Source organism: Allobosea sp. P1_A7 (assembly GCF_056406775.1).
In genome coordinates, this window is sequence record NZ_JBFTZN010000165.1 from 1 (window position 1) to 12680 (window position 12680).

Sequence of the window (12680 nt, forward strand, 5' to 3'; positions counted from 1 at the left end):
GTCTTTGCCCAGCTGCTGATGGCCGACGAGATCAACCGCGCCAGCCCGCGGACGCAGTCGGCGCTGCTGCAGGCGATGCAGGAACATCACGTCACCGTCGCCGGTGAACGCTACGACCTGCCTGCGCCCTTCCACGTGCTGGCAACCCAGAACCCGATCGAGCAGGAAGGCACCTATCCGCTGCCGGAAGCCCAGCTCGACCGCTTCCTGCTCGAGATCGACGTCGGCTACCCCGACCGCGAGGCCGAGCGGCGCATCTTGCTCGAGACCACCGGTGCCACCGAGCACAAGCCGGTCCAGGCGATGACGGCAGAGACGCTGATGTCGACACAGCGCCTCGTACGTCGCCTGCCGGTCGGCGAGAACGTCGTCGACGCGATTCTCGATCTGGTGCGCTCGGCTCGCCCCGGCGATGGCGATCCCACGCTGACCAGCAAGCTTGCCTGGGGCCCCGGCCCGCGCGCCAGCCAGGCCCTGACGCTTGCCGCCCGCGCCCGCGCGCTCGTCGAAGGCCGACTCGCACCGTCCGTGGATGACGTCGTTGCGCTCGCCACCCCTGTACTCAAGCACCGTATTGCGCTCACCTTTGCTGCACGAGCCGATGGCGAGACGGTCGAGAGCGTCATCGCGAGGCTCGTGGAACGATTGGGATAGGGACTTCAGTGATGCTGCGCACGCGCGTCCTCGGCCCATCCGAGCGCCAGCCGGCCCCGCCGGTCCTGAAGGCTTCCCTCGATCTCGCGGCGCGCCTGCCGCGCCTGATCCTCGAGGCCCGGCGCGTCTCGGCGAGCGTGCATGGCATCCACGGCCGCAGGCGCGCCGGCCCCGGCGAGACATTCTGGCAGTACCGCCCTCTGGTGACCGGTGAGGCCGCGTCACGCATCGACTGGCGCCGCTCGGCGCGCGACGGCCACCTCTTCGTCCGCGAACGCGAATGGGAGGCCTCGCATGCGATCTGGCTCTGGATCGACCGCTCGGCCTCGATGGGCTTTTCCTCGTCGCTCGCCATGGCCTCCAAGGTCGACCGTGCACTTGTTGCCGGCTTCGCCCTGGCCGAGACCCTGGTCGAAGGCGGCGAGCGGGTCGGGCATCTCGGCCTGACGCGGGCGCTCGCCTCGCGACGTATCGTCGAGACCTTGGCACAAGCGCTCGTGATCGACCGCAAGGGCGAGACCGCCGATCTGCCGCCGGACGCGCCGCTTCCACGCCTGGCCGACGCCATCATCATCACCGACGGACTTTCGCCGGCCCAGTCCCTGGCCAAACGGATCGCGACCATGGCGAGCAGCGGCGCGCGCGGCCATATCCTGCTGATCGCGGATCCGATCGAAGAAACGTTCCCCTTCAGCGGCCAGGCCGAGCTCTTCGACCTCGAAGACGGCCTCACTCTGCGCGTCGGCGATGCCGGGGCCTGGGGAGAGGAATATCGCCGGCGCCTCGAAGCCCATCGCGATATCATTCGGGAGGCCTGCCGCAAGGCGGGCTGGACGCTGACCCTGCATCGGACCGACCGGCCCGCCAGCGAAGGCGTACTCCGGATTGCGAGCCTGATCGCCGCCTCGCGCGGCGGCCAGGGCCGCTAGGAGGGCGCCAACAATGCTGACGCAGCTGCCCATCGCCTTCTCCGCCCCGCTCGCGCTGACCGCGCTTGCGCTGCTGCCAGCGCTTTGGCTGATCCTGCGAGTGACGCCGCCACGCCCGCGCCGCATCGATTTTCCACCGCTCAAGATCATGGCCGACCTGATCGCCAAGCGTGAAATGCCGGCGCATACACCCTGGTGGTTGTTGGCATTGCGGATGGCCATTGCGGCACTCGCCATCATCGCCGTTGCCGGCCCGGTCTGGAACCCACCGGTCGCAACGGCGCCCACGCGCGGGCCCGTGCTGCTCCTGATCGACAACGGCTTCGGCGCGGCGACCGATTGGCCCGAGCGTGTGGCGCTGGCGGAGTCGCGGGTCAATGCTGCAGGCCGCGAGGGACGTGCGGTGGCGATCGTCGGGCTCGCGGAAACGCCGGGCGAGGTCACGCTGTCGGAACCGCGCGCGGCGCTCGACAAGCTGCGTGCATTGGCCTTGCAGCCGCACGCGCCCGACCGCACCACCCAATTGCCCCGGATCGAGGCCTTTCTCCGCGCCACGCCTGACGCCGAAATCGTCTGGGTCTCCGACGGGCTCGGCCTGACCGACGAAGGCGCCTTCCTGGCGCGCCTGAAGCAGGAAGCCGATGCACGTCGACTTTCCATCCACGCCACCCCCGCCGACCAGCTCGCGCTGACGGCCGCAGAGAACCTCTCCGGCGCGCTGACGGTCAAGGTGCTGCGGCCAGCCACCAGCGCCCCCGCGAGCGGCCAGGTTCGCGCACTCGATCTGAAGGGTCTGCCACTGGGGGATGCTCCATTCGGCTTTGGCCCAACGGAAACGCACACGGTGGCCCGACTCACCCTTCCGATCGAGGTGCGCAATGCCGTTTCGCGGCTTGAGGTCGTGGGCGAACCAAGTGCGGGTGCAGTGGCGCTGCTCGACGACCGCGCCAAACGGCGCCGCGTCGGTATCGTGTCCGGAACGACCACCGATACGGCGCAGCCCTTGCTGTCTCCAACCTATTACGTCTCGCGCGCCCTCTCACCCTTCGCAGAGATCCGCGAACCGCGCCCCGGCTCGAACGACCCCGTCGGCGAGTTGCTCGCGCAAAACCTCTCGGTCCTCGTTCTCGCGGATATCGGCGCCCTCGACCCGGAGACGGCGACGAAGWTCAGCAGTTTCGTCGAGCGAGGCGGTGTCCTCTTGCGCTTTGCCGGCGTGCGCCTCGCCACCGCCTCCGACGAGCTGACCCCCGTGCGGCTGCGCCGCGGCGGGCGCACGCTCGGCGGCGGCCTCTCATGGGACACTCCGCGCAAGCTCGCCCCCTTCACCCGGGAGAGCCCGTTCTTCGGCACGCAGATCAGCGACGACGTCCGCGTCAATCGCCAGATTCTGGCCGAGCCCGATGCGGATCTTGCACGCAAGACCTGGGCTGCGCTCGAAGACGGCACGCCTGTGGTCACCGGCGAACGCCGCGGCGATGGCGTGATCGCCATGATGCATGTCACCGCCGACACCACCTGGTCGAACCTGCCGCTGTCGGGCCTCTTCGTCGAGATGCTGCGCAAGGTGGTGGCGCTGGCCGGAACAGGCCCGGCCGAGGCCCAGGCCGAGGATGCCAAGGTCGAGACGCTCTCGCCGACCCGCGTGCTGGACGGCAAGGGCTCCTTCCGAGCACCACCGGCTACGGCTCAACCGGTACCGCGGACCTTCACCGGACGTGCCACCCTGGCCCACCCCCCCGGCATCTACGGCCCGGCCGACGGCTCGCTCGCGGTCAATGCCCTGGCTCCCGCCGACACGCTGCACGCGCTCGATCTGGCCTCGCTCGGCGCGCCGATCCTGCCGATCGACAAACCGGTCGCGCAGGACATCCGGCCGCAGCTCCTGGTCATCGCGCTGCTGCTGCTGATCCTCGATACGTTGGCGACGCTCTGGCTCGGCGGCCGACTGCGCGTGGCGCGCGCTGGCAAGGCTGCTGCCGCCGCGGTCCTGCTTGGGTTGGCGCTGGCTGCCGCCCTTTCGGCCGCTCCGGCCCTCGCCCAACCTGTCCCGGCGGCACCGGAGGACACCCGCCCGCCGATCCCGCGCGAACTTTTCGCCGCAGGTGCCGTCACCCGCCTCGCCTATGTCCTGACCGGTGACAAGGCGGTCGATGACATGTCGAAGGCGGGGCTTGCAGGCCTCAATATCGTGCTCGGCGCACGCACCGCGCTCGAACCCGGCGAAGCGGTCGGCCTCGACCCAGCCCGCGACGAGCTCGCCTTCTTTCCGATTCTCTACTGGCCGGTGGTCGCCGGGCGCCCGATTCCGGCGCCCGAAACCCTGCGCAAGCTCGAAGCCTATATGAAGGGCGGCGGGCTCGTGATCTTCGATACGCGCGATGCCATGAGCGCCCGCCCGGATGGGGGCAGCACGCCCGAGGGCGATCAGCTCAAGCGGATGCTGCAGACGCTGGACATCCCCGAGCTCGAACCGATCCCACGCGACCACGTGCTGACCAAGACCTTCTACATCCTCGACGGTTTCGTCGGTCGCTATGACACCGGCACGACCTGGGTCGAGATCCTGCCGCCCGCCGGCGAAGACGGGCGTCGGCCGGCGCGGGCCGGCGACAGCGTCTCGCCGATCGTCATCACCTCGAACGATCTTGCCTCGGCCTGGGCCGTGAATCGCCGCGGCGAAGGGCTGGTACCGATGTCAGGCTCCGATCCCCGCCAACGCGAAATGGCGCTCCGCGCCGGCGTCAATCTCGTGATGTACGCGCTCACCGGCAACTACAAGGCCGACCAGGTCCATGTGCCGGCCCTGCTCGAGCGTCTGGGGCAATAGACCATGTGGAGCCTCTCCTTCGCCCCGCTCGTGCCTCTGCCGCTGCTGATCGGGCTCGCGTTGCTGGCCGCTGTCGCTGCCGGCGCCGCGCTCGTCCTCGCCGGCCGCAGCGCCATCCTGCGCGCACTCGCGCTGATCGTGCTGACACTCACGCTGGCCGACCCGTCACTCGTCTTCGAGGACAGAGAACCGGTCAAGGACGTCGTCTCGGTGGTGGTCGATCGCTCCGGCTCGAACCGTCTTGCCGACCGGACCGTGCAGACCGAAACCGCCCTGGCCGATGTCGAGCGGCAATTGCGCGGCGTTCCGGGCGTCGAGCCACGCATCGTCGACGTCACCGACATGCAGGGCTCGGGAGACGGGACCCGTCTCTTCGAGGCGTTGGCTGCAAGCATCGCGGATGTCCCCTCGGAGCGCGTCGCCGGCGCCATCGTCATCACCGACGGCCTCGCCCATGATGCGCCTCCCAATGCCGAGGCCTTGGGTCTCAAGGCACCGCTGCACGTTCTCACGACCGGCCGCAACGCCGAGATCGACCGCCGGATCGTACTTGTCGATGCGCCGCGCTTCGGCATCGTCGGCAAGGATCAGGTCATTCGCCTGCGCGTCGTCGACAAGGGCGGCCCCGGCCGCGCCGGGCTGACGATCCGCCGCGACGGCGAGATCGTCGCTCGCCGCGAGGTCACCTCGGGTCAGATCGTGCAGGTGCCGGTTCGGATCGACCGCGGCGGGCCCAATGTCGTCGAGATCGAGGCGGCACCGCTCGATAACGAGCTTACGCTTGCCAATAATCGCGCCGTCATCACGATCGAGGGCGTGCGCGACAAGCTGCGCGTACTGCTGGTCTCCGGAGAGCCGCATCCCGGCGAACGGACCTGGCGCAACCTGCTCAAGGCCGACGCCAATGTCGACCTCGTCCATTTCACGATCCTGCGCCCGCCGGAGAAGCAGGACGGCACGCCGATCAACGAGCTTTCGCTGATCGCCTTTCCAACGCGCGAGCTGTTCCAGGTCAAGATCAAGGAATTCGACCTGATTATCTTCGACCGCTATGCCAACCAGTCGATCCTGCCGCTGCTCTACTTCGACAACATCGTCCGCTATGTGCGCGAGGGTGGCGCCCTGCTGGTCGCAGCCGGTCCGGAGTATTCCGGCTCGCAGTCGCTGGCACGCACACCGCTCGGCCAGATCCTGCCCGCCCTGCCCGATGGAAGCGTCATCGACGAGGCCTATCGCGCCCGTGTCAGCGAACCCGGCCGCCGCCACCCGGTCACCCGCGACCTCCCGGGTTCGGAGGTCGAGCCGCCGCGCTGGGGCGAGTGGCTGCGCATGGTCGGCGCCCGCGCCCGCACGGGCTCGACCATCATGACCGGCCCGGGTGACAGGCCGTTGCTCATGCTCAGCCGTGAGCAGAAGGGCCGCGTTGCGCTTTTCCTCTCCGATCATGCCTGGCTCTGGGCCCGGGGCTTCCGCGATGGCGGCCCGCATCTCGACCTGCTGCGCCGCCTCGGCCACTGGCTGATGAAGGAGCCCGAACTCGAGGAAGAGGCGCTCCGCGCAACCGCCCGCGGCCGCACCATCGAGATCGAGCGCCAGACGCTCGGTGACGCCCCCTCCCCGATTGTCGTCACCGACCCCAATGGCACGTCGCGCACGGTTCAACTGGAAGCCGGACGGCCCGGCATCTTCAGCGCCCGCGTCCCGACCACCGAATTCGGCCTGCACCGCATCTCAGGGGATAATCTGACGGCCTTTGCCAGTGTCGGCCCGGAGAACCCGCGCGAACTCATGGAGGTCGTCAGCGACCCGGCAAAGCTTCAGCAGCTTGCCGAGGCGACGGGCGGCTCCTCCCGCCGGATCGGCCAGGACAGCGGCTCGAGCGTGTCCGTGCCGCGCATCGTTCCGGTCCGCTCGGGCAGTCAGTTCGCCGGTGCGGACTGGATCGGGCTGCGCATCAGCGATTCCGGCATCGTGCGCGGCGTTTCGATTTCGCCTGTGTTCATCGGGCTGATCGGCCTTGCGCTGCTGTTTGGTGCGCTGGTGGCCGGCTGGCTCGGCGAGACCGGCCGGCGCTTCAGGCGGAGCCCGGACGCAACGCCATGACCGCCCCGCTGCGCCTGGCCAGCACGCCCTCGACCAGTTCGAAAGCGAGGAAGCGGGCGGGATTGGCCGGCCCCGGCAAGGTCAGCTGGCCCGGCGGGATCGGCTTGAAACCGAAGCGGGCATAATAGGGCGCATCCCCCACCAGCATGATGAGGTCGTGTCCGGCCGCCCGCGAGGCTTCGATCGAAGCGTTCATCAGGGCAGCACCGATACCGCGTCCCTCGAAGGCAGGATCCACGGTAAGCGGCCCCAGCATCAGCGCCGGCTGCCCACCCGCCGAGACGCGGGTCACCCGCACCGAACCGACCAGGAAGGTTCCGACATGCGAGGCGAAGGATAGCGCCGGGTCCTGCGGCACGCCCTCGCGCAGGCGAAATGCCGTGCGGGCAAAGCGGCCGGGACCGAAGGCGCGCTCGTGCAGGCGCTCGATGGCGGCATGATCGGCGGGGAGTTCGTGGCGAATGGTCAGGGGAAGCGAAGTCATGGCGTCGGCAAACCTGCGAACGGGCAGCGGGGCAAGAAGCTCAGGCGCCGTGAAGCAGCCGAGCGGAAGGGCGCGCTCAGCGCGCCGGTCGTCGCAGGATGGAGAGGTCTTGCCGGTCAGCCATGAATCGCCTGTAGCAGAGGCACGGGCGGGCGTCCATGTTGGAAATGACGAGCTGTTTCGTGTCTCGCTTCGCGAGCGCAGATGGCAGGGCGAAGCGCTGGCGGATGAGACGACCGACGACGCCGTGGATTGTTTGCGTTGAGATCATGGTTGACGAGAGGCGAGCCCAAGCACGCACACTCTCCCGCAGAAATCGATCTCACCAATCGGCAGTAAGCTGACGCCTGCCGAATATCTCGTCGAGCCTGCGGCGGGTGCCCGCTGTGGTGGTGTCCGGCAGCGCGTCGAGCGGAAAGAAACGGGCCTCGGCAATTTCGCGATCCGGTTGCCTGACACCGTCCACAACAAACTCCCGTACCACGAAGATCGCGACATGGTCGCGGCGCGACACCGTTCGGTTGAAGAAGACGCCGTGAAGTTGCGGCGGGCCGGTCAGCCTGACCAGCGTCTCTTCACGCAGTTCCTTGTCGAGCGCGTCTCGCAACGTCTCGCCGGTCTCCACCCCGCCGCCCGGCAGGTGCCACCCCGGCGTGTAGGTATGGCGCACCAGCAGGACCTCGCGCTCATCCCTGAGCACTGCCGCGCGCACGCCCAGCGTCATGCCGCGTGTCAGCCAGAAATACAGATGCAGCAGCCGGCGAACGGGCCTCGAGATCGGGCGCGGCTCGCGGGCATGCCCTGTTCCGCCGCCAGTTTTGGGGTCGGGCCCATGCGACACGCCTCGCGCTCCTCTCATCGACTGCGTATTTGCCTATGCAAATAACGCATAACAGACCACCGTTTGTACTGCCGTTACGTCACAAACGCGCCGCAAAGCAGGTAGAAACCAGCGTCATCACCGCTGGGGTTACCACAATGCTTCTCGCTTTCATCACCGCTCGCCTCCGGGCCAAGCGCGCTTTCGTCTGGAAGCCCGCCCTCACCCTCACCGACCCGCGCATCGTTTCGGAACTCACCGACTCGTTCAACTGAGTCCTTGGGCTCGAACCTGATCGGGTTCGGGAACGGATTGAGGCGAGCCGACGCGCGGATGCGCTTGACGGCTGCCATGCTCTGAGGGCAAGCGCAGGGCGTGTTCAAGATCGCGCACCTGTCCGACCCGCATCTCGGCCCGCTTGCCGAGTTTTCTCTGCATCAGCTGCTCGGCAAGCGCGCGACCGGCTATGTCAACTGGCGCCGCAAGCGTCGGCACGCCCATGACATGGAAATCCTGGCGCTGATCGTCGCGGATATCCGCGCGCAGATGCCGGATCATGTCGCCTGCACCGGCGATGTCGCCCATATCGGCCTTCCCAACGAGTTCAAGACCGCGGTCACCTTCCTCGACACGCTGGGTCCGCGCGCGGATGTCAGCTTCGTGCCGGGCAATCACGATGCCTATGCCCGTTCCTCGCTAAAGCCACTCGCGACCCTGCTCGGCCCATGGTCCAGCAGCGATGATGGCACGATCGGGTATCCCTGGTATCGCGAGCGCGGGCCGGTCGCGCTCATCGGGTTGAACACCGGCATTCCGACATTGCCTCTGATGGCGACGGGCCGCATCGGGCGCGAGCAGATCGCCAAAGCGGAAATTCTCCTCGACCGGGCCAAGGCGGCCGGGTTGATCCGCGTCGTGCTCATCCATCATCCGCCCTATCTCGGCGGCGCGCGGCGCACCCGCGAATTGCTCGATGCTGATGCTTTCGAGTCGATGCTGAGACGCAAGGGGGCCGACCTCGTCCTGCACGGCCATAACCACCGCTTCTCGCTCGCCTGGCGGCCGGGGCCGGATCACGATATCCCCATCGTCGGCGTGCCCTCGGCCTCGATCGGGCCGCTCGGTCATGGCGAAATGGCGAGCTGGCATCTCATCAAGATCGAGGGCGATGCCAAGGCTCCTTCGATCAGCGTCGAGCAACGTGGCTTCGAGCCCGACGGTACCGTCAGGATGCGTCAGGAAATTGCGCTTCACGCCAAGCCGGTTTGACGCCCGCCGACCATGGAGAGAGCCGCCGCGCAATGACAAAGGGCGCCGCATGGCGGCGCCCTTCAGAGGTCTGGCAGGGGAAACCGCTCAAACGCAGCGGCCGCCATCCACCGCAAGCACGCTGCCCGTCACCATTTCCGACTCGTCGGAGCAGAGGAAGAGCGCCGCGTTGGCGATGTCCTGAGGCGTCGAGAAACGGCCCCAGGGAATCGTGCTGGTGAAGGCCTTGCGCTTCTCGGGAGTGTCCTCTCCCATGAAGGTCGCAAGCAGCGGCGTCTCGCCCGCGACGGGCGCGATCGCGTTGACACGGATCCGGTCAGGCGCCAGTTCGACGGCCATCGATTTCGAGAGCAGGTTCGCAGCCCCCTTGGAGCCGTTGTACCAGGTCAGCCCGGGGCGCGGACGCAAGCCCGCCGTCGATCCGATATTGAGGATCACCCCGCCGCCATGCTCGCGGAAATGCGGCACGACCGCCTTGGCCATCAGATAGATCGACTTCACATTGACGTCGAAGACCCGGTCGAACTCCGCTTCCGAGACGTCAAGCATCGGCTGGTTACGGTGGCTGATGCCGGCATTGTTGACGACGATATCCAGCCTGCCGAGCCGGGTGATCACCTTCGCGACCGCCGCATCGACGCTCTTTCCCTTGCCGACATCGCACGCGACGGCAAAGGCCTTGCGGCCGATCGCCTTTGCCGCCTCCTGCGCCTTCTCGCGATTGATATCGAGTACAGCCACCCGCGCGCCCTCACGCACGAAGGTTTCGGCGATGCCGAAGCCGAACCCTTGCGCAGCGCCGGTAACCAGCGCGGTCTTGCCCTTCAGTCTCATGCTGTTTCCTCGTGATCTTCTTTGAGGTGATGACATTGGGACGATTTGTGGCCAGCCAAAAATGCGTTTTTGCGATTGCCCGGATACCGAAATCCTATGGCCGGCCCGATCGCACGAGAGACAGGGCCGGAGAACCCTGGGCCTAGCCGATCTCCTCACGCAGCATCTCGAGCTCCAGCCAGCGCTCTTCGGCCTGGTGGATCTCGCGTGTGACCTCGTCCAACCGGGCCGTTGCCTTGGCAAAGAGCTTGGGATCGCGCGTGTAAAGATCGCCGGAGACAGCTGTGTTGAGCTTGGCGGCCTCCCCCTGAAGGGCCTCGATGCGCTTCGGCAGCGTCTCCAGTGCGTGCTTCTCGTTGAAGGAGAGCTTCCGCTTGCTGGATGCCACCGTCGCGGCAGCAGCCGGTTTGGCGGCTGGAGCAACGGCCTTCTCCGCCACAGCACGCGCCTTCGCGCCGACGCCGCGGCCACGCTGCGCGAGCAAGTCGGAATAGCCACCGGCAAACTCGGTCCAGATTCCGTCCCCATCCGAGATCAGCGTCGCGGAAACCACACGGTCGATGAAGTCGCGGTCATGGCTGACCAGCAGCACCGTCCCCTGGTAGTCCGCCAGCAACTCCTGAAGCAGGTCCAGCGTTTCGAGATCGAGATCGTTGGTCGGCTCGTCCAGGACCAGCAGGTTCGACGGCTTTGCCAGGGCCCGCGCCAGCATCAGCCGCCCGCGCTCGCCGCCCGAGAGCGCCCCAACCGGCGTGCCGCGCTGGATCGGCTGGAACAGGAAGTCCTTCATGTAGCTGATGACGTGGCGCGGCTGCCCACCGACCATGACCTGGTCGGAGCCGCCGCCAGTCAGCGCATCGCCGAGCGGCGTCGCCGGGTCGAGGCTTTCACGGCGTTGGTCGAGCGTCACCATTTCGAGCGAGACGCCGAGCTTGATCTTGCCGGAATCCGGCTGCAGCGCTCCGGTCAGCAGGTTGATCAACGTGGTCTTGCCAGCGCCATTCGGTCCGACGATGCCGATCCGGTCGCCGCGCGCCACGCGCAACGAGAGATTCTTGACCACGACATTGTCGTCATAGGCCTTGGCGACGTCGATCGCCTCGATCACCAGCTTGCCCGACATCTGGGCCTCGCTGGCCTCGAGCCGGACCGAACCGACCGCACCGCGCGCCGTGCGGCGCTGGTCGCGCAGCGCATGGAGGTCGCCGAGGCGGCGCTGGTTGCGTGTGCGACGCGCACTGACGCCGTAGCGCAGCCAGTCCTCCTCGCGCGCGATCTTGCGGTCGAGCTTGTGCCGGTCGAGCTCTTCCTGCGCCAGCACCTCGTCGCGCCAGGCCTCGAATTCCCCAAAGCCGCGATCCATGCGCCGCGTCTGGCCGCGATCGAGCCAGATCGTCGCGCGCGAAAGCGAGGTCAGGAAGCGCCGGTCGTGGCTAATCAGGACCATGGCCGAGCGCAGCGACTTCAACTCCTGTTCAAGCCACTCGATCACCGGCAGGTCGAGATGGTTGGTCGGTTCGTCGAGCAACAGGATGTCGGGCTCCGGCGCCAACACACGCGCCAGCGCCGCACGACGAGACTCGCCGCCCGACATGGTGGCCGGGTCCTCATCGCCGGTCAGGCCCAGCTCCTCGACGAGATAACGGGCGCGGTAGGCATCGTCGCCAGGGCCGAGGCCAGCCTCGACATAGGCAAGCGACGTCCTGTAGCCGGTGAAATCCGGCTCCTGCGGCAGGTAGCGGACAGTCGCCCCCGGCTGCAGGAAGCGCTCAGCGCTGTCGGGCTCGACCAGCCCGGCCGCGATCTTGAGCAGCGTCGACTTGCCCGAGCCGTTTCGGCCGACCAGGCAGACCCGCTCGCCCGGCGATACTGCGATCTCCGCGCTTTCGAGCAGGGGCTGGCCGCCAAAGGTCAGGGCGAYGTCGCGCAGGTGGAGCAGAGGAGCCATTCGATACCCGTTGATTGTCGAGCGGTCGGGATAGACTGGCACGCCCGGCCTGTCACTCCGGCACGGCGTCACGGCCCCTTGCGCAATGCAATATCCATTATAGGATACAAAACGTATCTCTTAATGGATAGACTGCCGTGGCCCGCCCTTCTTCCCGCAGAGCCCCCAATGCCAGGATCGGCGACAATGGCGGCCCGCCGCTAGACGACCCGGCCCAACACCAGCCGGAATGGGGCAAGGGTGAGATCGGACGCTATTTCGACTGGCGCTTTGCGTCGCGCAAGGCCTGGAAGAAGCCGCCCGCTATCGCTTTGCGACGTCAGGAGCGGGCCGAGGAACTCGGCCTGACCTATGAGGAATACACGCTCGAAGTCATGGAGCGGGGCTATTTTCCGCAGCCGGAGGATGTCACGGCGATTGTCGCCAAGCGCGAGGAGAGGCGTAAGGCCGGCGGCATCGTCGGCCAGTCTTTGAAGGGAATGCGCCTGAAGCGGCAGCGCGACTAAAGCATCGGCCCGAAAAGTGGGTTGCGGCTTTCGGGAAAGCCGATGCAAACCCAGAAGCCTAGAACATCGAACCGGATATGCGGTCCGATGTTCTAGGCCTCAAGCCGCTTCCTGAGCCAGCGCGTCGCCGGTCGCTCGAACCAGCGATAGATCAGCACCGAAGCGATCACCGAAGCGCTGAGTGCCGTCAGGACATAGAGGCCGGGCCAGCCGGGAGCCACACGTGCAAAAATCTCGCGAAGCGCCCGGATCGCAAATGGGTGAACGAGATAGAGCGCGTAGGATGCATCGCCGAGACCGGCA

11 protein-coding genes are annotated in these 12680 nt (G+C 67.3%); 6 read left to right on the forward strand and 5 right to left on the reverse strand.

Going from position 1 to position 12680, the window contains the following annotated elements; translation table 11 throughout:
- The 4 genes from AC1D34_RS24420 to AC1D34_RS24435 all read left to right on the forward strand — a co-directional run.
- Window positions 1-654 (forward strand): AAA family ATPase (locus tag AC1D34_RS24420; RefSeq protein WP_476825583.1); only part of this gene is annotated, 654 nt, incomplete at its 5' end.
- Between the two features lie 11 nt (window positions 655-665).
- Window positions 666-1583 (forward strand): DUF58 domain-containing protein, encoded by a 918-nt coding sequence (locus AC1D34_RS24425; RefSeq protein ID WP_476825584.1) that lies wholly within the window; start codon window positions 666-668, stop codon window positions 1581-1583.
- 13 nt (window positions 1584-1596) lie between these two features.
- A complete protein-coding gene (locus AC1D34_RS24430) occupies window positions 1597-4413 on the forward strand; it encodes a DUF4159 domain-containing protein (RefSeq protein WP_476825585.1) in 2817 nt (938 codons plus the stop codon).
- Window positions 4414-4416: 3 nt separating this feature from the next.
- Window positions 4417-6516 carry a hypothetical protein gene (locus AC1D34_RS24435; RefSeq protein ID WP_476825586.1) on the forward strand — a complete coding sequence of 700 codons (2100 nt, stop codon included), beginning with the start codon at window positions 4417-4419 and terminating at the stop codon, window positions 6514-6516.
- Here the strand turns inward: AC1D34_RS24435 and AC1D34_RS24440 are convergent.
- Together AC1D34_RS24440 and AC1D34_RS24445 are read right to left on the reverse strand one after the other, a co-directional pair.
- Window positions 6488-7000 (reverse strand): GNAT family N-acetyltransferase, encoded by a 513-nt coding sequence (locus AC1D34_RS24440; protein WP_476825587.1) that lies wholly within the window; start codon window positions 6998-7000, stop codon window positions 6488-6490. The two genes, AC1D34_RS24435 and AC1D34_RS24440, sit on opposite strands and share 29 nt — an antisense overlap.
- Window positions 7001-7322: 322 nt before the next feature.
- Entirely contained in the window at window positions 7323-7724 is a 402-nt protein-coding gene (locus AC1D34_RS24445; protein ID WP_476825588.1) for an NUDIX domain-containing protein, read from the reverse strand.
- A 471-nt stretch (window positions 7725-8195) separates the two neighbouring features.
- Here AC1D34_RS24445 and AC1D34_RS24450 point away from each other — a divergent pair, with 471 nt between their 5' ends.
- On the forward strand, window positions 8196-9089 hold the full coding sequence (locus AC1D34_RS24450; RefSeq protein ID WP_476825589.1) for a metallophosphoesterase family protein: 894 nt from the start codon (window positions 8196-8198) through the stop codon (window positions 9087-9089).
- Window positions 9090-9176: 87 nt separating this feature from the next.
- Here AC1D34_RS24450 and AC1D34_RS24455 read toward each other — a convergent pair whose 3' ends face one another.
- Entirely contained in the window at window positions 9177-9923 is a 747-nt protein-coding gene (locus AC1D34_RS24455; RefSeq protein ID WP_113510863.1) for a glucose 1-dehydrogenase, read from the reverse strand.
- A gap of 142 nt (window positions 9924-10065) precedes the next feature.
- Window positions 10066-11871: an ABC-F family ATP-binding cassette domain-containing protein gene (locus AC1D34_RS24460; RefSeq protein ID WP_476825590.1), complete on the reverse strand. Its 1806-nt coding sequence runs from the start codon at window positions 11869-11871 to the stop codon at window positions 10066-10068.
- A 137-nt stretch (window positions 11872-12008) separates the two neighbouring features.
- Between AC1D34_RS24460 and AC1D34_RS24465 the strand changes: the two genes are divergently transcribed.
- Complete coding sequence (locus tag AC1D34_RS24465) at window positions 12009-12377, forward strand: hypothetical protein (protein WP_476825591.1); 369 nt, start codon at window positions 12009-12011, stop codon at window positions 12375-12377.
- Between the two features lie 92 nt (window positions 12378-12469).
- Here the strand turns inward: AC1D34_RS24465 and AC1D34_RS24470 are convergent.
- Window positions 12470-12680 (reverse strand): acyltransferase family protein (locus AC1D34_RS24470; RefSeq protein WP_476825592.1); only part of this gene is annotated, 211 nt, incomplete at its 5' end.